Here is a 21,055-nt window from a genome sequence, read left to right as displayed (position 1 = left end):
TCTCGAACGAATGGGACGGTGCTCCATGGCCCTCGGCCACCCGCGGCGTGCAGGACTCTCCGATCAGGTGATCGCCGAGCTGCGGAACCAGATCACCTCCGGCGAGTGGCCGGTGGGTTCGCGCATCCCGACCGAGCCCGAGCTGGTCGAGCAGCTGGGCGTGGCCCGCAACACCGTGCGCGAGGCCGTCCGGGCGCTCGCGCACAACGGGCTGCTCGACATCCGCCAGGGCTCGGGGACGTACGTCATCGCCACCAGCGAGCTGGCGGGCGTCATGCACCGGCGCTTCGCCGGCTCCGACCCCCGGCACGTCGCGGAGCTGCGCTCGACCCTGGAGTCCGCCGCCGCCCGCTTCGCGGCGGAGCGGCGCACGGAACGGGACCTGAAGCAGCTCGACGCGCTGCTCGTACGGCGCGAGGAGGCGTGGGAGTCGGGTGACGCGGAGCGGTTCGTGACGGTCGACGCGGCCTTCCACCACGCGGTCGTCGCCGCCTCGGGCAACGACGTGCTGACGGAGCTCTACGCGGACCTGGGCGATCTCCTGCGGGACTGGCTGCGCGACGACGTGGGGCAGGAGCTGCGGCCGGAGAACCACATGGACCACGCACGCCTGGTGGACGCGATCCGCGCGGGCGACGCCGAGCGGGCGGGTACGGAGGCGGCCGGTTACCCCTTCATGTGCCTCAAGAGCCCCGTACCGGAGTCGGCTCCGGTTCCGGTTCCGCCGGCTGGTGCGTGACCCAGGCGGACCGGACCTCCTTCCAGCAGCGGCCGGTGACCTGGGCGTAGTCCGCGGGGCCGACGTCGACGGGGGCGCTGTCGGTGTCGACGTCCCACCAGCGCTCGCACTCGACGTGGAGCCGGACGCGGTCGGTGCCGGGGTACGGGTTCTGGCAGTAGGCGGTGACGCGGGAGCCCTGGACGACGGTGCGGCAGGACGCCCCGAAGGTCTCCGGCTCCTCCGCGGCCGGACCGGCAGCGGGGAGCTCCTCGACCGGAGCGGGAGCGGCGCGCACCTCGGCGGCCACGGCTATCCCGGTGAGCAGAACGGCGACCGAGGCGAACGCGCCGAACCCGTTGCGTATCGCGCGCATGCCCGTACCTCCTCCCCGTCAGCAGCAGATCATCACGCTCTGCACCAGTCTGGGGTGATTCGCGCGACTTTTCGAGTCGGGGAACGAAGAAGGCCCGCGCGTCCGCCCCACCAGGGGAAACGCGCGGGCCTTCGGCCGTACGGTGAGCGCTTACGCGCCGATCGCGTGCAGACCGCCGTCGACGTGGATGATCTCGCCCGTGGTCTTCGGGAACCAGTCGGAGAGCAGCGCGACGATGCCGCGGCCGGCCGGCTCCGGGTCCGAGAGCTCCCACTGGAGCGGGGAGCGGCTGTCCCACACGTCGGCCAGCTCGCCGAAGCCCGGGATGGACTTGGCGGCCATCGAGCCGATCGGGCCCGCCGAGATCAGGTTGCAGCGGATGTTCTGCTTGCCCAGGTCACGGGCCATGTAGCGGCTGGTGGCCTCCAGGGCGGCCTTGGCCGGGCCCATCCAGTCGTACTGCGGCCAGGCGAACTTCGCGTCGAAGGTGAGGCCGACGACCGAGCCGCCCTCGCTCATCAGCGGCAGCAGCGCCATCGTCAGCGACTTCAGGGAGAAGGCGGAGACGTGCATGGCGGTGGCCACGGACTCGAACGGCGTGTTCAGGAAGTTGCCGCCGAGGGCGTCCTGGGGGGCGAAGCCGATCGAGTGGACGATGCCGTCGAGGCGGTCGCCCAGGTGCTCACGGACCTGGCCCTCCAGGCGGGCGAGGTGCTCGTCGTTCGAGACGTCGAGCTCCAGGACCTTGACCTTGTCGGGGTGGGGCAGCTTCTTGGCGATGCGCTCGGTCAGCGTCGGCCGGGGCCAGGCGGTGAGGATGATCTCCGCGCCCTGCTCCTGGGCCAGCTTCGCGGCGTGGAAGGCGATGGAGGACTCCATCAGCACACCCGTGATCAGGATGCGCTTGCCCTCGAGAATTCCGCTCATGTGATCAGTGACCCATGCCCAATCCGCCGTCAACCGGGATGACGGCTCCAGTGATGTACGAGGCGTCGTCGGAGGCGAGGAACTTCACCGCGGCGGCGATCTCCTCCGGCTGCGCGTAACGGCCCAGCGGCACCTGGGACACGATGCCCGCGCGCTGCTCGTCGGTGAGGACCGCGGTCATGTCGGTGTCGACGAAACCAGGGGCGACGACGTTGAACGTGATGTTGCGCGAGCCGAGCTCACGCGCGAGGGAGCGGGCGAAACCGACCAGGCCGGCCTTGGAGGCGGCGTAGTTGGCCTGGCCCGCGGAGCCCAGCAGACCGACGACCGACGAGATCAGGACGACGCGGCCCTTCTTGGCCCGCAGCATGCCGCGGTTGGCGCGCTTGACGACCCGGAAGGTGCCGGTCAGGTTGGTGTCGAGGACGGACGTGAAGTCCTCCTCCGACATGCGCATGAGGAGCTGGTCCTTCGTCACGCCGGCGTTGGCCACGAGGACCTCGACCGGACCGTGCTTCTCCTCGATCTCCTTGTACGCCTGCTCCACCTGCTCGGTGTCGGTGATGTCGCACCTGACGGGCAGGCAGCCCAGTTCGAGCAGGGCGGCCGGCGGCTCGCCGGAGCGGTACGTGATCGCGACCTTGTCGCCGGACTCGGCGAACGCGCGGGCGATGGCGAGGCCGATGCCCCGGTTTCCTCCGGTGACGAGAACCGAGCGGCTCAACGGATCACCCTTTCGATAGCGGTCTGGTAGCCGAAAACCTATCGGTATCGCTCCCGACATGAGGAATCGACCTCCGACAGTGGCGTAGGGGCGTCACTGTCGGATCCCTACAGCTCGGGGCCGGTAAGGGTCCGGCCGGGAGAGCCCGGCGCGCGGCTCACGGGGGCCCTCTAATGGGCCTACCCGGCCGCCCTTCCCATGATTGACTTCCGGGACAGCTGAACCACCGTCTCCACCCCAGACTTCCGATCACCGAGAGCGAGGCCGCTCGTGGTCCATCAGATCGACCCTACGTTCGTCGCGCTGCCGCTCCGGGCGCTCGCCGACGCGGCGCTCGCCCGGGCGCGCGCGCTCGGCGCCGAGCACGCGGACTTCCGCCTGGAGCGGGTGCGCAGCGCCTCATGGCGGCTACGGGACGCCAAACCCTCCGGTTCCTCGGACACCACCGACCTCGGCTACGCGGTGCGGGTGGTGCACGGCGGGGCCTGGGGCTTCGCCTCCGGGGTCGACCTGACCATGGACGGGGCGGCGCGGGTCGCCTCGCAGGCCGTGGCCATGGCCAAGCTGTCGGCGAAGGTGATCGCCGCGGCCGGCTCCGACGAGCGCGTGGAGCTGGCGCAGGAGCCGGTGCACGCCGAGCGCACCTGGGTCTCCTCGTACGAGATCGATCCCTTCTCCATCCCCGGCGAGGAGAAGAGCGCGCTGCTCGCCGACTGGAGCGCGCGACTCCTCGGGGCGGAGGGCGTGGCGCACGTGGACGCCTCGCTGCTCACCGTCCACGAGAACAAGTTCTACGCGGACACGGCGGGCACCGTCACGACGCAGCAGCGCGTCCGGCTGCACCCGCAGCTCACGGCGGTCGCCGTCGACGGGACGACCGGCGAGTTCGACTCGATGCGGACGATCGCGCCGCCGGTCGGGCGGGGCTGGGAGTACCTGACGGGTACCGGCTGGGACTGGGACAAGGAGCTGGACGAGATCCCGGGGCTCCTGGCCGAGAAGATGCGGGCGCCGAGCGTCGAGGCCGGGCGGTACGACCTGGTCGTGGACCCGTCGAACCTCTGGCTGACGATCCACGAGTCGATCGGGCACGCGACCGAGCTGGACCGGGCCCTCGGCTACGAGGCGGCCTACGCCGGCACCTCCTTCGCCACCTTCGACCAGCTCGGCAAGCTGGCGTACGGCTCGTCGATCATGAACGTGACGGGTGACAGGACCGCCGAGCACGGGCTCGCCACGATCGGGTACGACGACGAGGGCGTCGAGGGGCAGAGCTGGGACCTGGTGAAGGACGGCACGCTCGTCGGCTACCAGCTGGACCGGCGGATCGCGAAGCTCACGGGCCTCGGCCGCTCGAACGGCTGCGCGTTCGCGGACTCCCCCGCGCATGTGCCGGTGCAGCGGATGGCGAACGTCTCGCTCCAGCCGGACCCGGGCGGCCTGTCGACCGAGGACCTGATCGGGGGTGTGGAGCGCGGGATCTACGTGGTCGGCGACCGTTCCTGGTCGATCGACATGCAGCGCTACAACTTCCAGTTCACCGGGCAGCGTTTCTTCCGCATCGAGAACGGCCGGCTCGCGGGGCAGCTGCGGGACGTGGCGTACCAGGCGACGACGACCGACTTCTGGGGCTCGATGGAGCAGGTCGGCGGCCCGCAGACGTACGTCCTCGGCGGCGCGTTCAACTGCGGCAAGGCCCAGCCGGGCCAGGTCGCCGCGGTCTCCCACGGCTGCCCCTCCGCCCTCTTCCGGGGTGTCAACATCCTTAACACGACGCAGGAGGCCGGTCGATGAGCCGCGTCAGCAAGCCGTACGAGATCGTCGAGCGGGCCCTTGAGCTGTCCCGTGCCGACGGGTGTGTCGTCATCGCCGACGAGGAGTCCTCCGCCAATCTGCGGTGGGCCGGGAACGCGCTGACCACCAACGGTGTCACGCGCGGCCGCACCCTCACCGTCATCGCGACCGTCGACGGCGCCCAGGGCACCGCCTCCGGTGTCGTCTCCCGGTCGGCCGTCACCGCCGACGACCTGGAGCCGCTGGTCCGGGCCGCCGAGGCCGCCGCGCGGGCCGCCGGGCCCGCCGAGGACGCCCAGCCGCTGGTCGAGGGCGTGCCCTCGTCCCCCGACTTCACGGACGCCCCGGCCGAGACCTCCTCCGCCGTCTTCGCCGACTTCGCCCCGGCGCTCGGTGAGGCCTTCGCCCGGGCCCGGGCCGGCGGCCGTGAGCTCTACGGCTTCGCCAACCACGAGCTGACCTCCACCTACCTGGGTACGTCGACGGGGCTGCGGCTCCGCCACGACCAGCCCAACGGGACCCTGGAGCTGAACGCCAAGTCCCCCGACCGTTCGCGCTCCGCCTGGGCCGGGCGCTCGACGCGGGACTTCAAGGACGTCGACCCGGCCGCGCTCGACGCGGAGCTGGCGACCCGCCTCGGCTGGGCGGAGCGGCGCATCGAGCTGCCCGCCGGGCGGTACGAGACGCTGCTGCCGCCGACGGCCGTGGCCGACCTGCTGATCTACCAGCTGTGGTCGTCCACGGCCCGGGACGCGGTGGAGGGCCGTACGGTCTTCTCGAAGCCCGGCGGCGGCACCCGGCTCGGCGAGACCCTCTCCCCGCTGCCGCTGACCCTGCGCAGCGACCCGAACGAGCCGGGCCTGGAGTCCGCGCCGTTCGTGATCGCGCACTCCTCCGGCGACGACTCCTCCGTCTTCGACAACGGTCTGCCGGTCGGGCCGATCGACTGGGTGAAGGCCGGGAGCCTGGCCCACCTGATCACCACCCGGCACACCGCGGGGCTTACTCGGTTGCCCGTGGCGCCCGGGGCGGGGAACCTGATCCTGGACGGCGGCGGCGAGCGCTCCCTTGAGGAGATGGTGGCCTCGACGGAGCGTGGCCTGCTGCTGACCTGCCTCTGGTACATCCGCGAGGTCGATCCGGCGACGCTGCTGCTGACCGGTCTGACCCGGGACGGCGTCTACCTCGTCGAGAACGGCGAGGTCGTCGGCGAGGTGAACAACTTCCGGTTCAACGAGTCGCCGGTGGACCTGCTGTCGCGGGCCTCCGAGGCGGGCCGGACGGAGAAGACGCTGCCGCGCGAGTGGAGCGACTGGTTCACCCGGGCCGCGATGCCCGCCCTGCGGGTGCCCGACTTCAACATGAGCTCGGTCAGCCAGGGGGTCTGACCCACCTAGACTGAGTCGTCGTACCACCAACAACCTGAGGAGACTGACGGTCGTGACGGACATCGTCGACGAGCTGAAGTGGCGTGGGCTCTTCGCCCAGTCCACTGATGAGGACGCACTGCGCAAGGCTCTCGCGGACGGTCCCGTCACGTTCTATTGCGGTTTCGACCCGACCGCGGCCAGTCTCCACGTCGGCCACCTGGTGCAGGTGCTCACCGTCCGCCGGCTCCAGCAGGCCGGGCACCGGCCGCTGGCGCTGGTCGGCGGGGCCACCGGCCAGATCGGTGACCCGCGGCCGACGGCCGAGCGCACCCTGAACGACCCCGAGACGGTCGCGAACTGGGTGAACCGGCTGCGCTCGCAGATCGAGCCCTTCCTCTCCTTCGAGGGGGAGAACGCGGCGGTCATGGTGAACAACCTGGACTGGACCGCCGGTCTTTCGGCGATCGAGTTCCTGCGGGACATCGGCAAGCACTTCCGGGTCAACAAGATGCTGACCAAGGACTCCGTCGCCCGGCGGCTGGAGTCCGAGCAGGGCATCAGCTACACGGAGTTCAGCTACCAGCTGCTCCAGGCCATGGACTTCCTGGAGCTGTACCGCCGCTACGGCTGTGTGCTCCAGCAGGGCGGCTCGGACCAGTGGGGCAACCTGGTGGCCGGTCTCGACCTGATCCACCGCCTGGAGCCGGGTGCGGACGTGCACGCGCTCGCGACGCCGCTGATGGTCAAGGCGGACGGCACCAAGTTCGGCAAGACCGAGGGCGGGGCCGTCTGGCTGGACCCGGAGATGACCACGCCGTACGCGTTCTACCAGTTCTGGCTGAACGTCGACGACCGGGACATCTCGACGTACATGCGGATCCTCTCCTTCAAGTCCCGCGCGGAGCTGGAGGAGCTGGAGCAGCAGACCGCCGAGCGGCCGCAGGCGCGCGCCGCCCAGCGGGCGCTCGCCGAGGAGCTCACCACGCTCGTGCACGGCGCCGGGCAGTGCGCGGCCGTCATCAACGCCTCGAAGGCGCTGTTCGGGCAGGGCGACCTGGCCGAGCTGGACGGGGCGACGCTCGCCGCCGCGCTGTCCGAGCTGCCGCACGCGCGCGTCACCGAGCTCGGCCAGGTCGTGGACCTGTTCACCGAGGTCGGACTCGCGCCGAGCAAGTCGGGTGCGCGCCGCACGGTGAAGGAGGGCGGGGCGTACGTGAACAACGTGAAGGTCACCGCCGAGGACGCCGAGGTGTCGGCGGAGGACCTGCTGCACGGCCGCTGGCTGGTGCTGCGGCGCGGCAAGAAGAACCTGGCGGCGATCGAGTTCGCCGGCGCGGAGGGCTGACCGGGTCTGTCCGGCGGATCGACGTCGGACAGGCCCTGAAGGCGCCCGCCCCGCACGCCGGGAGGCCCCGGTACGGCACGTCGTGTGCCGTACCGGGGCCTCCCGGTTTCACGGGTGTGTCACGCCCGTTGTTTGTTGCCCTTGATCGAGGCCCAGACCATGTCGCCCACGCCGACCACGGCGACGGCGCCGATCAGCTGGAGCAGGTGGCGGGTCCAGTCGATGCCCTTGGTGTCCTCGACACCGATCCAGGTCGCGACCGCGTTGCCGAGCACACTGCCGAGAATGCCGAACACGGTCGTCAGCCAGAGCGGGATCGGCTGCTTCCCCGGCAGGATCGCCTTCGCGATCAGACCGAGGACGAATCCCACGATGATCGCCCACAACCAACTCATCGTCGCCTCCTTTTGCGCACGTGGGCCCAGTCTCGGTCCGTCCGCCAAACGGCGCATGTCGGACAGCGCCATCCGTGCCCCGGTCTCGTCGGCGCGAACGGCCGGGCGTACGGTGGAGCGAGGTCCGGACCGGGGAGAGTCCGGCACGACCGGTGGGTGGTGGACGGCGATGCCGAAGCGTGGCGAAAGCGAGGTCTTCCGGATCACGGGGGCCCGGCAAGGGCTCGCCGACGACGTCCGGGGGCGACAGCGGAGGTACATCATCTCGATGACCGTCCGAACGCTCTCCGTGATCGCCGCGGCGGTGCTGTGGAACATCGAACGGCACGTGGCGATCGTGGGGCTCGCCCTGGGGATCCTCCTCCCCTATATCGCCGTGGTCATCGCCAACGCGGGCAGGGAGTCGGCTCCGTCCCTTCCCTCCACCTTCGTACCGGCTCCGGCGCGCCCCGCGCTCGACGTGGCGGAGGCCACGGAGGGCACCGGAGCGGAGGCTCCGTACGGCCGGAACTGATCACGGACAGTGGCCGGAAACCTCAGGAAAAGCTCAGATCAATCATGAAGTTCCAGTGCACCGCACCCCATGTGCCGTGACATACTGCCTACGCGCTCCGCATCCCCCGTCGGAGCGACGGACCGATGCCGGGCAGCTCCCCCCGTGGCTGCCCGGCATCGCCCTTGCTGGACAATGATCAGGTGAGCGAAGAGAAGCCGATCTGTTCCGCCAAGGGCTGCCGCGCCGACGCCGTCTGGGTCCTCGCGTGGAACAACCCCAAGCTGCACACGCCCGAGCGGCGGAAGACCTGGCTCGCGTGCGACGAGCATCGCGAGCACCTCTCCCAGTTCCTGGGCGTACGGGGCTTCCTCAAGGACGTCGTCCCGCTGAGCGAGTGGGAGCCCACCGAGAGCTGACGCCCGACGGGAGCTGATGCCCGGCGGGAGCTGACGCCCGGCGGGAGCTGACGCCCGGCGGGAGCTGACGCCCGACGACGGCCGGCACCTCGCGGGCTCAGCCGCCGATCGCCGACATCGGGCGCTCGGGCTGGAGGAAGCTCGGGTCGTCGAGGCCCGAGCCGGCCTTCTTGCCCCACATGGCCTGCTTCCAGATCCGCGCGACCTCGTCGTCCGGGGCGTCCGAGCGGAGCGTGGCCCGCAGGTCGGTCTCCTCGGTCGCGAAGAGGCAGGTGCGGACCTGTCCGTCGGCGGTGAGCCGGGTGCGGTCGCAGGCCCGGCAGAACGGGCGCGTGACGGAGGCGATGACGCCGACCGTGTGCGGTCCGCCGTCGACGACCCAGCGCTCGGCGGGGGCGGAGCCGCGCTCGTCGGCGCCCTCGGCGGTCAGGGTGAAGCGGGTGCGCAGGGACTCCAGGATGTCGCCCGCGGTGATCATGCCGTCGCGCTTCCAGCCGTGCTGGGCGTCGAGCGGCATCTGCTCGATGAAGCGGAGCTCGTACCCCTCCTCCACCGCCCAGGCGAGCAGGTCGGGTGCCTCGTCGTCGTTGAGCCCGGGCATCAGGACCGCGTTGACCTTCACCGGGGTGAGGCCGGCGTCCCGCGCGGCGGCCATGCCGTCGAGGACGTCGTGGTGGCGGTCGCGCCGGGTGAGGGTCTTGAAGACGTCGGGGCGCAGGGTGTCCAGGGAGACGTTGACCCGGTCCAGGCCGGCGGCCTTGAGGGCGGTCGCGGTGCGCTTGAGCCCGATGCCGTTGGTGGTGAGGGACATGCGGGGGCGGGGCTCCAGGGCGGCGACGCGCTCGACGATCCCGACGAGGCCGGGTCGGAGCAGCGGCTCGCCGCCGGTGAAGCGGACCTCGGTGACGCCGAGGTCGGTGACGGCGATGCGGATCAGCCGGACGATCTCGTCGTCGGTGAGGAGATCCGGCTTCGCGAGCCACTGGAGGCCCTCTTCCGGCATGCAGTACGTGCAGCGCAGGTTGCACCGGTCGGTGAGCGAGACGCGCAGGTCGGTGGCGACCCTGCCGTAGGTGTCGATGAGCACTGTGGGCCCCCTCCCCGTCTTGCGGATACGTGTGGTTCGAGACTACGTGAGCCCACGGACAACGAGCAGGGCAGATTGTCACGGGACCGGCGCGGCCGCGTCGTAGAACCCTACGACGCGGCCGGCGGATCGCTGCGGAACGTATACGGTCCGCTGCGCTCCGGTCAGTGCTTCAGTGCTTCAGTGCTTGACCGCGGCGGCCACCCCGACGCCGGTGAGCGACTTGACCTCCAGCTCCGCGTACTTGCCGGCGTCCGGCTCCTCCTTGGAGAGGAGCGAGCCGAGCCAGCCGAGGAGGAAGCCGAGGGGGATCGAGACGAGGCCGGGGTTCTCCAGCGGGAACCAGTGGAAGTCCACGCCCTTGAACATCGAGGCCGGTCCGCCGGAGACGACCGGCGAGAAGAGGACGAGGACCACGGAGGAGATCAGTCCGCCGTAGATCGACCAGAGCGCGCCCTGGGTGGTGAAGCGCTTCCAGAAGAGCGAGTAGAGGATCGTCGGCAGGTTGGCCGAGGCGGCGACCGCGAAGGCGAGGGCGACGAGGCCGGCGACGTTGAGGTCGCGGGCGAGGGCGCCGAGCGCGATCGACACGATGCCGATGAGGACGGTCGACCAGCGGGCGGCCCGCATCTCCTCCTTCTCGGTGGCCTTCCCGCGCTTGATCACGTTCGCGTAGATGTCGTGCGCGAACGACGAGGACGAGGCGAGGGTCAGACCGGCGACCACGGCGAGGATGGTGGCGAACGCGACGGCGGAGATGACGGCGAGGAGGATCGCGCCGCCGGTGGAGCCGGCACCGCCGCCGACCTCCAGGGCGGTGAGCGGGGCCGCCGTGTTGCCCGCCTTGTTGGACGCCTTGATCGTGTCGCCGCTGAGCAGGGCGGCGGCGCCGAAGCCGAGGACGATCGTCATCAGGTAGAAGGCGCCGATGATGCCGATGGCCCAGTTCACCGACTTACGGGCCGCCTGGGCGGTCGGCACCGTGTAGAAGCGGATCAGGATGTGCGGCAGGCCGGCGGTGCCGAGGACCAGCGCGATGCCGAGCGAGAGGAAGTCCAGCTTCGAGAGGCTGGATGCGCCGTACTTGAGGCCGGGCTCCAGGAACGCGTCGCCCTTGCCGCTGTTGGTGGCGGCGGCGCCGAGCAGCTGCGAGAGGTTGAAGTCGAACTTCAGCAGGATGAGGAAGGTGATGAGGAGCGTGCCCGCGATGAGCAGGACGGCCTTCACCATCTGCACCCAGGTGGTGCCCTTCATGCCGCCGATCGTCACGTACACGATCATCAGGAGGCCGACGAGGGCGACGATCGCGATCTTGCCGCCGTCGCTGGTGATGCCGAGCAGCAGCGAGACGAGGACGCCGGCGCCCGCCATCTGGGCGAGCAGGTAGAAGATCGAGACGACGATGGTCGAGGTGCCGGCGGCGGTCCTGACGGGCCGCTGGCGCATCCGGTAGGCGAGGACGTCGCCCATGGTGAAGCGGCCGGAGTTGCGCAGCGGTTCGGCGACCAGGAGCAGGGCGACGAGCCAGGCGACCAGGAAGCCGATCGAGTAGAGGAAGCCGTCGTAGCCGTAGAGGGCGATGGCGCCGCTGATGCCGAGGAAGGACGCGGCGGACATGTAGTCGCCGGAGATCGCGAGGCCGTTCTGGAAGCCGGTGAACTGGCCGCCGCCGGCGTAGAAGTCGGCGGCGCTGCGGGTCTGGCGGCCGGCCCAGACGGTGATGACCAGGGTGGCGATGACGAAGGCCCCGAAGAGGGCGATGATCAGCGGCCGGTGCTCGCTGGTGGCGTTGCCCGCCGCGAGCAGGACGGTGGTTCTCATGCGTCGCCCTCCAAACGGTTCCGGATGGCCTCGGCCCGGGGGTCGAGACGGTTCGCGGCGTGCCGCGAGTAGAGCCAGGCGATGAGGAAGGTGGTCAGGAACTGACCGAGGCCCAGGACCAGCGCCACGTTGATGTTGCCGAAGAGCTTGGTGCCCATGAAGTCGCCCGCGTAGTTGGAGAGCAGCACGTAGAGCAGGTACCAGGCGATGAAGGCGAGGGTGAGGGGGAAGGCGAAGGAGCGGTACGTACGGCGCAGTTCGCCGAACTCCGCACCTTCCTGCACCTCGACGAACTGCTCCGTCGTGGGCGGCACGGGACCGCGGTCGGTCGCCGTTCCGTTTCTGGGCGGCGGCGGTGCTTCGGTAGCCACGGAATCTCCTCGTGACGCGGGGACGGACGGCATGGTCAAGGGGGCCTCACCAGGGGGCGGGAACGGGGGCTCCGGGCGGAGCCCCTCCCCTGTCCAACGGCACGGAGCCGGAAGCGAAGTGGTTCATGCGGGGGATTTATTCGCACAGATCTTCATGAAGTCTTCTCAACTCATTGAAGGACCGGGAAGATCAGCGATAGCTTCACTCGTCATGCACCTGTCCGCGCGCAAACCCGCGCGAGGGCAGTACATACGGATGATGTGGAGAACCCATGGCTCATCTGGGATCGAGGCGCGGCCGAGCTCTTGCTCTGCCGGTTGGTCTCGCGCTCACGGCCTCGCTCGGCTTCCTTCCCTCCGGCGCCGCCTCCGCCGCGGATCTGAGTGATGCCCCGGCCGCAGCCGTAGCGACGAACGGGCCGAAGCTCTCGTACGTCGTCAACGTCGCGGGGGGCCGCTGGACCGCGGCCTCGGTGAAGAAGGCGATCGCCGCCGCGGGCGGCGAGGTGGTCATCTCGTACGACCAGATAGGCGTGATAGTCGTCCACTCGCAGAACCCCGAGTTCGCGAAGACGATCCGTCAGGCGCGTGGCGTGGTGTCGGCCGGTTCGACCCGTACCGCCCCCCTGTCCGTCCAGACCGACACTTCCGTCGACGAGGGCGCGCAGACGCTGTCCGCGGCCGAGGCCAAGGCCGCCGCGGCCAACGCCACGGACGCGCAGGACCCGCTGGAGCCCCTGCAGTGGGACCTGCCCGCCATCAAGGCGGACAAGGCCCACCAGAAGACGCTGGGCAGCAAGCGCGTGACCGTCGCCGTCATCGACACGGGCGTCGACGACACGCACCCGGACCTGGCGCCGAACTTCGACGTCAAGGCCTCCGCCAACTGTGTGACCGGCAAGCCGGACACCACCGCCGGCTCGTGGCGCCCGAACCCGGGCGAGAGCGACCACGGCACGCACGTCGCCGGCACGATCGCCGCCGCCAAGAACGGCGTCGGCATCACCGGTGTCGCCCCGGGCGTCAAGGTCTCCGGCATCAAGGTGTCCACCCCGGACGGCTTCTTCTACACCGAGGCCGTGGTCTGCGGCTTCATGTGGGCGGCCGAGCAGGGCGTCGAGATCACGAACAACAGCTACTACACCGACCCGTGGATGTTCGCCTGCAAGAACGACGAGGACCAGAAGGCCCTCATCGAGGCGGTCACCCGTGCGACCCGCTACGCGGAGCGCAAGGGCACGGTCAACGTGGCGGCGGCCGGCAACTCGAAGTTCGACCTCGCGGCCGACTCGATCGTCGACAACAGCAGCCCGAACGACACCACGCCGGGCGACCGGGTCATCGACCCGAAGGAGTGCCTGGACTACCCGGCCATGCTGCCGGGCGTCGTCACGGTCTCCGCGACCGGAGCCAAGGACCTCAAGGCGTCCTACTCCAACTACGGTCTCGGCGTGATCGACATCGCCGCCCCCGGCGGTGACCGCACCGAGTACCAGACGCCGGACGCCCCGGCGGTCAACGGCCGCATCCTGTCGACCACGGTCAACGGCGGCTACAACTACAAGGCCGGCACGTCGATGGCCTCGCCGCACGCGGCGGGCGTCCTCGCGCTGATCAAGTCGACGCACCCCTACGCGTCCCCGGCGGCCCTCAAGGCGCTGCTGTACGCGCAGGCCGACGACCGCGCCTGCACCAACCCGTACGACATCGAGGGCGACGGCAAGATCGACGCCGTCTGCGAGGGTGGCAAGAACAAGAACGGCTTCTACGGGGCCGGTCTGATCGACGCGCTGGACGCCGTCCGCCGGTAGTCACCGCGTGTGCTTGACGGAGGGCCCTGGTGGGGTGTGCCACACCAGGGCCCTTCGCGATTCGCGTGGCACTGAGTGCCATAGTGTCGTCATGGACAACACAGTGCGTTCCGGTACGGAGTTGCTCTGGTCGGCCCTCGGCGGCGATCCCGCCCTGGTGGACCGCGTGGAGTACGGCGGGACGTCCGGGCTGCTGCCCGCGCGGCTGCCCGTGATGGATCTGGCCCGGGCCGCGGTCGCGGTCGCCGGGCTCGCGGCCGTCGAGCGGGCCGGGCTGCCCGGGCCCGTGCGGGTGGACGACGGGGCCGTCGCCACCGCCTTCGTGAGCGAGCGCCATCTGCGGGTCGACGGGCGGGCGCCGGTGAGCTTCGCGCCGCTGTCGCGGTTCTGGCGGACGAAGGACGGCTGGGTCCGTACGCACGCCAACTACCCCCACCACCGGGCGGCGTTGCTCGCCGCCCTCGGCACCCCCGACTCCGTCGAGGCGGTCGCGGCGGCGATCGGCGAGCGGACGTCCGCCGAGGTGGAGAGCGCCGTGTACGCGGCCGGGGGCCTGGCCGTCGCCCTGCGCACGCCCGGGGAGTGGGCGGAGCACGCGCAGGGCCGGGAGGTGGCCGCGCGGCCGCTGCTGACCCGGGAGCGGCTCGACGACGCCCCGCCGCGGCGCCGCTCGGGTCCCCTGCGGGTGCTCGATCTGACCCGGGTGATCGCCGGGCCCGTCGCGACCCGGACGCTGGCGCTGCTCGGCGCGGACGTGCTGCGGATCGATCCGCCGGCCAACCCCGAACTGCCGGACCAGCACGCGGACACGGACGTCGGGAAGCGGACCGCCGCCCTCGACCTGGACCGCCCGTCGGACCGCCGTACCTTCGACGAGCTGCTGGAAGCGGCCGATGTCCTGGTCACGGGCTACCGGCCGGGCGCGCTCGACCGCTTCGGCCTCGACCGGCCCGGCCTCGTGACCGCGCGACTGTCGGCCTGGGGCGACTACGGCCCCTGGGGCGGGCGGCGCGGCTTCGACAGTCTGGTGCAGGTGGCGACCGGGATCGCCGTGACCGAGGGCTCGGCGGAGGAGCCGGGGGCGCTCCCGGCGCAGGCCCTGGACCACGGCACGGGCTATCTGCTCGCGGCGGCCGTGCTGCGCTCGCTGACCGAGCAGGACCGGGACGGCGGCACCCGGCTCGTACGCCTGGCGCTCGCGCAGACGGGGCACTGGCTGACGCACGGGCTGCCGCGGTACGAGCCCGGGCGGTACGTCACCGAGACGGACGGCCCGCTGGGGCGGCTCCGGCACGCGCTGTCGCCGGTGTCGTACGAGGGCGGCCCGGCGGGCTGGTCGCGCCCGCCGGGCGTCGCGGGGGCCGATGCCCCTGTCTGGACTACGGCTTGACGAGGACCTTGAGCGCGGTGCGCTCGTCCATCGCCTTGTAGCCGCCGGGGACGCCGTCGAGGCCGACGGTCAGGTCGAAGACCGGGGACGGGTCGATGGTGCCGTCGAGGACGTCCGGGAGCAGTTCCGGGATGTACGCGCGGACCGGCGCGACGCCGCCGCGCAGCGCGATGTTCCGGTCGAACATGACGGAGAGGTCGAGGCCGGTGCCGCTGCCGTGCGGGACGCCGACGTAGCCGATGGAGCCGCCGTCGCGGGCGATGGCGACGGCCGTGCGCATGGACTGCTCGGTGCCGACGGCCTCGATGACGGCGTGGGCGCCCTGGCCGCCGGTGAGTTCGCGGACGGCGGCCTCGGCGGCCTCGCCGCGCTCGGCGACGACGTCGGTGGCGCCGAAGGCACGGGCGATGTCGGTGCGGGCGGTGTGGCGGCCGAGGGCGATGATCCGCTCGGCGCCGAGGCGCTTGGCGGCGAGGACCCCGCAGAGGCCGACGGCGCCGTCGCCGACGACCGCGACGGTGGAGCCCCGCGTCACGCCCGCGCCGAGGGCGGCGTGGTGGCCGGTGCCCATGACGTCGGAGAGGGCGAGCAGCGCGGTCAGCAGGTGGTCGTCGGAGGCGGCGTCGGCGGGGAGCTTGACGAGGGTGCCGTCGGCGAAGGGGACGCGGACGGCCTCGCCCTGGCCGCCGTCGGAGCCGACCGAGCCCCAGAAGCCGCCGCGCGGGCAGGAGGTCTGGAGCCCCTCGGCGCAGTACTCGCAGGTGCCGTCGGACCAGACGAAGGGGGCGACGACGAGGTCGCCGGCGGCGAAGCCGGTGACGTCGGAGCCGGCCGCCTCGACGATGCCGAGGAACTCGTGGCCGATGCGCTGGCCGGGCTGCCGGGCGGACTCGCCGCGGTAGGCCCACAGGTCGCTGCCGCAGATGCAGGCGCGCAGGACGCGGAGGACGACGTCGGTGGAGTCCTGGATCACCGGGTCGGGCACGTCCTCCACGCGCATGTCGAACGGGGCGTGGATGGTGGTGGCGCGCATGGGGGGCGGTCCTTGCTGTCAGACGGTTGTACGACGTTCACCGTACATCGCGGAGAGCACTCCCACGGTCAGCAGGTACTGCGCCGCGATGTAGGTCAGCATGACCCAGAAGTCGGGCGCGGGCAGCTGGGGCCACTCGGCGACGCCGGTGGCGATGAGGGTGTCGGACAGCAGGAACAGGGCGCCGCCCAGGCCGGCCGCGCGGCCGAGGGCGCTCGCGCGGTAGGCCATCGCGGTGAGGAGCAGCGAGTACCCGGCGACGGGGATCCGCAGGTCGGCGGGGAGGTCGGGCCAGAGGAGCGCGACGGTGCCGACGAGGGCGGCCGCGTATCCGGCGCCGAGGAGCGTCGACGTACGCCGTCGGCCGAACAGGACCAGGTAGCAGACGTGTCCGCCGGCGAAGGAGCCCATGCCGACGAGGAAGGCCCAGTCGGCGTCGGAGAGCAGGAAGACGTCGCCGCCCCAGCCGAAGAGGAGCGCGGCGACCAGGAGCCTGGGGGCACCTCTGGTGACGGCGTACGCGGCGAGCAGGGGCATCAGGAGCGGCTTGGCGAGCTGGTGGCCTAGCTCGGCTCCGGCGAGGAGCGAGCCCAGGTCGACGACGGCGGCGAGGCCGAAGGCGGCGAGCAGGACGCGGGAGACGGTCGAGGACGCCGAGGCGGGCGAGGCGGGCGAGGCGGCGCGGACGGCCGTCGGGTCGGTGCTCACGCGGCGGCCTCCGGCGCTGCACCGGTCTGCGGGGACCGCTCCGGCGGGGGTCCCGGCTGCCAGCCCGGGCCGCGGAAGACCCGGCCGGCCCGCTCGCGCCAGTCGCCGGCGGACCGGACGTCGCGGGCGATGGCGGCGTACTCGTGGGTGGCGACGCGCAGGGGGTTGTACGTCTCGATGTTCTTGGTGAGCCCGTAGACGGGCCGGTCGGTCTCGCCGACCCAGGAGCCGAACATCCGGTCCCAGACGATGAGGATGCCGCCGAAGTTCCGGTCCAGGTAGCCGCCCTGGGAGGCGTGGTGGACGCGGTGGTGCGAGGGCGTGTTGAGGACGTACTCGAAGGGCCGGGGCAGCTTCCCGACGCGCTCGGTGTGGATCCAGAACTGGTAGACGAGGTTGACCGAGTAGCAGAAGGCGACGGCGGCCGGGTGCACGCCGAGGGCGATCATCGGCAGGTAGAACGGCCAGGAGGTCACGCTGGTCCACGGCTGGCGCAGGGCGGTGGTGAGGTTGAACTTGCGGCTGCTGTGGTGGACGACGTGGCAGGCCCAGAGGATGCGGATGACGTGGTGTCCGCGGTGCTGCCAGTAGTAGAAGAAGTCCTGTGCGAGCAGCATCAGCGGGATCGTCCACCACAGGACGGGGACGCGGAGCGGGGTCAGCTCGTAGACGGCGGTGTAGATCGCGACCACGGGGATCTTCCACAGCGCGTCGAAGGCGAGGCTCCCGATCCCCATGCCGAGGCTGGTGGCGGCGTCCTTGGTCTCGTACCCGGCGGCGTCCTCGTCGGGGTGGATCCGGTGGCTGACCATCTCCAGGACGGTGAGCAGGACGAACGCCGGTATGGACCAGAGCACGACATCGGGCAGGTTCGGCATGCCGTCGACGGTAGGCGGGGTGGGCGGGGGCCCGCTAGACGTGGTTACCAACAAGTATGCGAGACGACGTGTCAGCAAGCTTTGGCACCTTCTGACAAGCGCGCCTCGTCCCCGGCCATGATCCGCCGGACAGGCCCTAGATCCCCGCCGCGCCGAGGAGGGAGCCCGCGCCGTAGGTGATCGCCATCGCGAGCGCGCCGCCGCCCACGTTGCGGAGGATCGCGCGGCCCGCGGGCGCGTTGCCGAGGCGGGCGCTCCACCAGCCCGTGAAGGCGAGCGCCGCGAGGACGGAGGCGACCGTGACCCAGAGGCGGGCCGAGGCCGGCGGCAGGACGATCGCGAGGAGCGGGAGCAGGGCGCCGACGGTGAAGGCGAGGAAGCTGGCGCCCGCCGCGTGCCAGGGGTTGGTGAGGTCGTCGGGATCGATGCCCAGCTCCACGCGCGCGTGGGCGCGCAGGGCGTCGCGCTCGGTGAGCTGTTCGGCGGCCTCGCGGGCCACCTCCGCGGAGAGCCCTCGGGCGGCGAGGAGGCCGGTCAGCTCGGCGAGTTCCGCCTCGGGCTCCTCCTGCAGTTCGCGTCTCTCCTGGGCGAGCGCCGCCTTCTCCGAGTCGCGCTGGCTGGAGACGGAGACGTACTCCCCCGCCGCCATCGACATCGACCCGGCGAGCAGCCCCGAGAGGCCCGCGGTGAGCAGGGCCGCGTGGGACTCCGTGGCGCCCGCGACGCCCACGACGAGGCCCGCGGTGGAGACGACTCCGTCATTGGCTCCGAGCACGGCGGCCCGGAGCCAGTTGAGACGGGAGCCGAGGCCACCGCCGTGGGCCTCGTCGTGGGCGGGAGGTTCGGGCGCGGGTGCGGTCACGTCAGGAGGTTCGCACCCGTCCGGTCACCAGACGCGGACCGACCCGCCCGTGGCGAAGGCGGGGCTGGTGGCGCCCTCGGGGATCTTCTCCAGGGGTGTGGCGATCTCCGTGACCTCCGGTCCGTGGACGGCGGCGAGGGGGTCGAGGAGGGCGAGGTCGAAGCCGTAGACGCGGGCGGCGTTGCCCCCGACCATGGCGGCGACCTCCTCCTTCGGCACGCCCGCGTAGGCGATGCGGAGGCCTTCGCGGGAGTACGGGGTGGTGCCCTCGTCGTGCGGGTAGTCGCTGCCCCACATGATCTTGTCGAGGCCGATCCGCTCGCGCAGCGGCACCTCGTGCGGGCGCATGAAGCTCGCGCCCACGAAGCAGTTGTCGCGCCAGACCTCGCTGGGGCCCTTGCCCATGGACTCCGCGAGCCCGGCGCCGAACTTGGACTCGGCGGTGGAGGCCTTCGTGGCCGCCGCGACCAGGCGTCCGTGGTAGTAGTCCAGCATCTCCATGACCCCGGGGATCCAGCCGGAGCCCTGTTCCGTCAGGACGAGCCTGAGGTCGGGATGACGGCGGAAGGCGCCGCCGAAGACGAGGTGCCACAGGGCTCGGTGGGAGAACCAGGTCGTCTCCACCATGAAGACGGCCCGGGCCGCCGGTTCGTCGCCGAGCGGTGGCGAGGCCGAGCCGCCGTGGTGGTTGACCGGCACGCCCAGCTCCGCGCAGACGGCCCAGATCGGGTCGTACGCCTCCGAGTACAGCTCGGGCACGCCCGAGCCGGGCGGGGCGCCCGGCAGCAGGATCCCGCCGGTCAGACCGGCGTCCTTGGAGCGGCGGATCTCGCGTACGGCCTCGTCGACGTCGTTGAGGAGGATCTGCGCCACGCCCGCCCTGCGCCCCGGCGCGTCGGCGCAGAAGTCGGCGAGCCAGCGGTTGTGCGCGCGCAGGCCCGCCCAGCGGAGCTCGTACTCCTCGCGGGTCGGCGGCGGGGCCATCAGCGAGGCGGACGGGAAGAACGGCGGGATGGTGTTCGGGAAGACGACCTCGGCGACGATCCCGTCCGCCTCCAGCTCCCGCAGCCGGCGCTGCGAGTTCCAGTTGCGGTCGGCGGTGTCGGCGAGCAGGTCCTCGTACGGGTTGACGTAGCCGGCCGCCCAGGCGTCGAAGGCCTCGTGGTGCTTCTTCTCCAGGTACGGCCGGTAGTCGAGGAGGTCGGCGCCGGCATGGCAGTCGGCGGAGATGACGGTGTACCTGTCCATCAGTTCACCCCCAGGACCGGGAAGTCGTGCTCCGTCAGCCAGTGGCGGCCGACCTCGCGGGACCGGGCCCAGGACGCCTCCACCGCCGCCTGGTCGGACGGCTGCCCGAGGTCGGCGGGGGTGGGGCCGATCCGGCGGGCGATCGGTTCGAGGGCGGGGAGGTCGAAGCCGAAGACCTCGGCCGCCGCCAGACCGAGCATCCGCCGGGTCTCCTCCACCGGGATGTCGTGGAAGGTGTTCCGCAGCCACGCGCGCGTGGCGGGCCAGGTCCCCTCCGGGTGCGGGAAGTCCGAGCCCCACAGGATGTTGTCGACGCCGATCTCGTACCGCTGGGCGAGCTCGCGCCGCTTGGTGTTGGTCGCGCAGACGAAGACCTGCCGGTCCAGGTACTCGCTCGGCGGCCGCTTCAGCTCCGCGAACGGGGACAGCTTCTTGCCGCCGTGCGCGCCGAGGTAGAGCCGGTCCATGAACCAGAGCAGGTTGGGCAGCCACCAGCAGCCGGACTCGGCGACGCCGAACCTCAGACCCGGGTGGCGCTCGAAGACCCCGGACCAGAGCAGGAACCAGAGCGGCCTGGCCGGCCAGAAGGTGACCTCGGAGACGTAGATCCCGAGGTGGTCGCCGTACTCCTCGCGCGGCGCGGCGCCGGAGTGGGTGACGACCGGCATGCCGGTCTCGGCGGCGGCCGCCCACACCGGGTCGTAACGCCGGTCGTGGTACGGGGCCTTGTCCACCCACATCGAGGGGATCATGAGGGCGCCGAGCCCGGACTCCTTGGCCCGGTGGATCTCGGCGACGACCTCGACGGGGTCGGCGGTGACGGGGAGCAGCGCGACCCCGCAGTGCCGCTCGGGATTCTGCCCGACGAACTCGGCGAGCCAGCGGTTGTGCGCCTTCGCGCCCGCCATGCCGAGCTCCGGGTCCTGGTCGCCGGAGAGGCCGAGGCCGACGCCGAAGGGGGCGGCGGTCTGGCTGTCGACGGCGTCCGCGTCGGGGAAGACGACCTCGGCGGCGACCCCGTCGCCGTCGAGCTCCTTGAGCCGCTGGGCGGCGTCCCAGCCGCCGCGCAGGCCCTCCTCGTTGTCGTGGAACCACTTGTCGGCGAAGGCCTCGTTGCGCACCCCGAGGCGGGTCATGGCCTCGCGGCGCGCGTCGCGCCCGGCGAGGAACTCGTCGAAGGCGCGGTGGAAACGGGACTCCAGATACGGCCGGTACTGCTCGGTGGGCAGTCCGGCGTGACAGTCGGAGGAGATGATCAGATAGGGATCCTCGTACGTCGTCATGG

At 71.5% G+C, this 21,055-nt stretch carries 21 protein-coding genes; 8 read left to right on the top strand and 13 right to left on the bottom strand.

Annotated elements, in window-relative coordinates:
* Positions 1 to 25: 25 nt before the first annotated feature.
* Positions 26 to 739 carry a FadR/GntR family transcriptional regulator gene (locus OG357_RS30680; RefSeq protein ID WP_329624223.1) on the top strand — a complete coding sequence of 238 codons (714 nt, stop codon included), beginning with the start codon at positions 26 to 28 and terminating at the stop codon, positions 737 to 739.
* Here the strand turns inward: OG357_RS30680 and OG357_RS30675 are convergent.
* The 3 genes from OG357_RS30675 to fabG form a co-directional block, all read right to left on the bottom strand.
* A complete protein-coding gene (locus OG357_RS30675) occupies positions 684 to 1,094 on the bottom strand; it encodes a hypothetical protein (RefSeq protein WP_329624222.1) in 411 nt (136 codons plus the stop codon). The genes OG357_RS30680 and OG357_RS30675 overlap by 56 nt on opposite strands.
* Before the next feature lie 150 nt (positions 1,095 to 1,244).
* On the bottom strand, positions 1,245 to 2,021 hold the full coding sequence (gene fabI / locus OG357_RS30670; RefSeq protein WP_329624221.1) for an enoyl-ACP reductase FabI: 777 nt from the start codon (positions 2,019 to 2,021) through the stop codon (positions 1,245 to 1,247).
* 4 nt (positions 2,022 to 2,025) lie between these two features.
* Positions 2,026 to 2,745 carry a 3-oxoacyl-[acyl-carrier-protein] reductase gene (gene fabG, locus OG357_RS30665; RefSeq protein ID WP_329624220.1) on the bottom strand — a complete coding sequence of 240 codons (720 nt, stop codon included), beginning with the start codon at positions 2,743 to 2,745 and terminating at the stop codon, positions 2,026 to 2,028.
* Positions 2,746 to 3,015: 270 nt separating this feature from the next.
* Here fabG and OG357_RS30660 point away from each other — a divergent pair, with 270 nt between their 5' ends.
* From OG357_RS30660 to tyrS, 3 genes are read left to right on the top strand one after another with little or no spacing between them, the layout of a single operon-like run.
* Positions 3,016 to 4,539 (top strand): TldD/PmbA family protein, encoded by a 1,524-nt coding sequence (locus tag OG357_RS30660; RefSeq protein WP_329624219.1) that lies wholly within the window; start codon positions 3,016 to 3,018, stop codon positions 4,537 to 4,539.
* Positions 4,536 to 5,927 carry a metallopeptidase TldD-related protein gene (locus OG357_RS30655; protein WP_317594083.1) on the top strand — a complete coding sequence of 464 codons (1,392 nt, stop codon included), beginning with the start codon at positions 4,536 to 4,538 and terminating at the stop codon, positions 5,925 to 5,927. The genes OG357_RS30660 and OG357_RS30655 overlap by 4 nt, the downstream gene beginning before the upstream one ends.
* A gap of 52 nt (positions 5,928 to 5,979) precedes the next feature.
* Positions 5,980 to 7,254, top strand: coding sequence for a tyrosine--tRNA ligase (gene tyrS / locus OG357_RS30650; RefSeq protein ID WP_329624218.1), 1,275 nt, complete (start codon positions 5,980 to 5,982; stop codon positions 7,252 to 7,254).
* 119 nt (positions 7,255 to 7,373) lie between these two features.
* On the opposite strand, the gene OG357_RS30645 is transcribed toward tyrS, so the two are convergent.
* Positions 7,374 to 7,649 (bottom strand): GlsB/YeaQ/YmgE family stress response membrane protein, encoded by a 276-nt coding sequence (locus OG357_RS30645; protein WP_329624217.1) that lies wholly within the window; start codon positions 7,647 to 7,649, stop codon positions 7,374 to 7,376.
* 169 nt (positions 7,650 to 7,818) lie between these two features.
* Here OG357_RS30645 and OG357_RS30640 point away from each other — a divergent pair, with 169 nt between their 5' ends.
* Together OG357_RS30640 and OG357_RS30635 are read left to right on the top strand one after the other, a co-directional pair.
* Positions 7,819 to 8,163 (top strand): DUF3099 domain-containing protein, encoded by a 345-nt coding sequence (locus OG357_RS30640; RefSeq protein ID WP_329624216.1) that lies wholly within the window; start codon positions 7,819 to 7,821, stop codon positions 8,161 to 8,163.
* Positions 8,164 to 8,345: 182 nt separating this feature from the next.
* Positions 8,346 to 8,561: a hypothetical protein gene (locus tag OG357_RS30635; protein WP_329624215.1), complete on the top strand. Its 216-nt coding sequence runs from the start codon at positions 8,346 to 8,348 to the stop codon at positions 8,559 to 8,561.
* A 97-nt stretch (positions 8,562 to 8,658) separates the two neighbouring features.
* Here the strand turns inward: OG357_RS30635 and moaA are convergent, their stop codons facing one another.
* The 3 genes from moaA to OG357_RS30620 form a co-directional block, all read right to left on the bottom strand.
* Positions 8,659 to 9,648 carry a GTP 3',8-cyclase MoaA gene (gene moaA, locus OG357_RS30630; RefSeq protein ID WP_329624214.1) on the bottom strand — a complete coding sequence of 330 codons (990 nt, stop codon included), beginning with the start codon at positions 9,646 to 9,648 and terminating at the stop codon, positions 8,659 to 8,661.
* A 180-nt stretch (positions 9,649 to 9,828) separates the two neighbouring features.
* Complete coding sequence (locus tag OG357_RS30625; protein ID WP_329624213.1) at positions 9,829 to 11,469, bottom strand: solute symporter family protein; 1,641 nt, start codon at positions 11,467 to 11,469, stop codon at positions 9,829 to 9,831.
* Complete coding sequence (locus OG357_RS30620) at positions 11,466 to 11,840, bottom strand: DUF485 domain-containing protein (RefSeq protein ID WP_329624212.1); 375 nt, start codon at positions 11,838 to 11,840, stop codon at positions 11,466 to 11,468. The genes OG357_RS30625 and OG357_RS30620 overlap by 4 nt, the downstream gene beginning before the upstream one ends.
* Before the next feature lie 272 nt (positions 11,841 to 12,112).
* Here OG357_RS30620 and OG357_RS30615 point away from each other — a divergent pair, with 272 nt between their 5' ends.
* Entirely contained in the window at positions 12,113 to 13,651 is a 1,539-nt protein-coding gene (locus OG357_RS30615) for a S8 family peptidase (protein WP_329624211.1), read from the top strand.
* Positions 13,652 to 13,742: 91 nt separating this feature from the next.
* Positions 13,743 to 15,041 carry a CoA transferase gene (locus OG357_RS30610; protein WP_329624210.1) on the top strand — a complete coding sequence of 433 codons (1,299 nt, stop codon included), beginning with the start codon at positions 13,743 to 13,745 and terminating at the stop codon, positions 15,039 to 15,041.
* Here OG357_RS30610 and OG357_RS30605 read toward each other — a convergent pair.
* The 6 genes from OG357_RS30605 to OG357_RS30580 all read right to left on the bottom strand — a co-directional run bounded on the left by OG357_RS30605 (position 15,031) and on the right by OG357_RS30580 (position 21,053).
* Positions 15,031 to 16,074, bottom strand: coding sequence for a zinc-dependent alcohol dehydrogenase family protein (locus OG357_RS30605; protein ID WP_329624209.1), 1,044 nt, complete (start codon positions 16,072 to 16,074; stop codon positions 15,031 to 15,033). The two genes, OG357_RS30610 and OG357_RS30605, sit on opposite strands and share 11 nt — an antisense overlap.
* An 18-nt stretch (positions 16,075 to 16,092) precedes the next feature.
* The gene (locus tag OG357_RS30600) at positions 16,093 to 16,704 is read right to left on the bottom strand and encodes a lysoplasmalogenase (protein ID WP_329625746.1); all 612 of its coding nucleotides are present in this window, start codon (positions 16,702 to 16,704) and stop codon (positions 16,093 to 16,095) included.
* Positions 16,705 to 16,778: 74 nt separating this feature from the next.
* On the bottom strand, positions 16,779 to 17,660 hold the full coding sequence (locus OG357_RS30595) for a sterol desaturase family protein (RefSeq protein WP_329624208.1): 882 nt from the start codon (positions 17,658 to 17,660) through the stop codon (positions 16,779 to 16,781).
* A 136-nt stretch (positions 17,661 to 17,796) separates the two neighbouring features.
* Positions 17,797 to 18,522 (bottom strand): VIT1/CCC1 transporter family protein, encoded by a 726-nt coding sequence (locus OG357_RS30590; protein WP_329624207.1) that lies wholly within the window; start codon positions 18,520 to 18,522, stop codon positions 17,797 to 17,799.
* Between the two features lie 24 nt (positions 18,523 to 18,546).
* On the bottom strand, positions 18,547 to 19,770 hold the full coding sequence (locus tag OG357_RS30585) for an amidohydrolase family protein (RefSeq protein WP_329624206.1): 1,224 nt from the start codon (positions 19,768 to 19,770) through the stop codon (positions 18,547 to 18,549).
* Positions 19,770 to 21,053, bottom strand: a complete 1,284-nt coding sequence (locus OG357_RS30580; RefSeq protein WP_329624205.1) for an amidohydrolase family protein — start codon at positions 21,051 to 21,053, stop codon at positions 19,770 to 19,772. Before OG357_RS30580 ends, OG357_RS30585 begins: the two co-directional genes overlap by 1 nt.
* Positions 21,054 to 21,055: the final 2 nt, after the last annotated feature.

The organism is Streptomyces sp. NBC_01255 (assembly GCF_036226445.1).
Lineage (GTDB): Bacteria > Actinomycetota > Actinomycetes > Streptomycetales > Streptomycetaceae > Streptomyces.
This window is presented reverse-complemented; position numbering and strand designations above follow the sequence as displayed.

Bases quoted from the DNA above. Each gene is read 5' to 3' on its own strand.
- OG357_RS30680 (WP_329624223.1), top strand. From the start codon at position 26: ATGGCCCTCGGCCACCCGCGGCGTGCAGGACTCTCCGATCAGGTGATC.
- OG357_RS30675 (WP_329624222.1), bottom strand. From the start codon at position 1,094: ATGCGCGCGATACGCAACGGGTTCGGCGCGTTCGCCTCGGTCGCCGTT.
- fabI (WP_329624221.1), bottom strand. From the start codon at position 2,021: ATGAGCGGAATTCTCGAGGGCAAGCGCATCCTGATCACGGGTGTGCTG.
- OG357_RS30655 (WP_317594083.1), top strand. From the start codon at position 4,536: ATGAGCCGCGTCAGCAAGCCGTACGAGATCGTCGAGCGGGCCCTTGAG.
- OG357_RS30645 (WP_329624217.1), bottom strand. From the start codon at position 7,649: ATGAGTTGGTTGTGGGCGATCATCGTGGGATTCGTCCTCGGTCTGATC.
- OG357_RS30640 (WP_329624216.1), top strand. From the start codon at position 7,819: ATGCCGAAGCGTGGCGAAAGCGAGGTCTTCCGGATCACGGGGGCCCGG.
- OG357_RS30625 (WP_329624213.1), bottom strand. From the start codon at position 11,469: ATGAGAACCACCGTCCTGCTCGCGGCGGGCAACGCCACCAGCGAGCAC.
- OG357_RS30615 (WP_329624211.1), top strand. From the start codon at position 12,113: ATGGCTCATCTGGGATCGAGGCGCGGCCGAGCTCTTGCTCTGCCGGTT.
- OG357_RS30610 (WP_329624210.1), top strand. From the start codon at position 13,743: ATGGACAACACAGTGCGTTCCGGTACGGAGTTGCTCTGGTCGGCCCTC.
- OG357_RS30605 (WP_329624209.1), bottom strand. From the start codon at position 16,074: ATGCGCGCCACCACCATCCACGCCCCGTTCGACATGCGCGTGGAGGAC.
- OG357_RS30595 (WP_329624208.1), bottom strand. From the start codon at position 17,660: ATGCCGAACCTGCCCGATGTCGTGCTCTGGTCCATACCGGCGTTCGTC.
- OG357_RS30585 (WP_329624206.1), bottom strand. From the start codon at position 19,770: ATGGACAGGTACACCGTCATCTCCGCCGACTGCCATGCCGGCGCCGAC.
- OG357_RS30580 (WP_329624205.1), bottom strand. From the start codon at position 21,053: ATGACGACGTACGAGGATCCCTATCTGATCATCTCCTCCGACTGTCAC.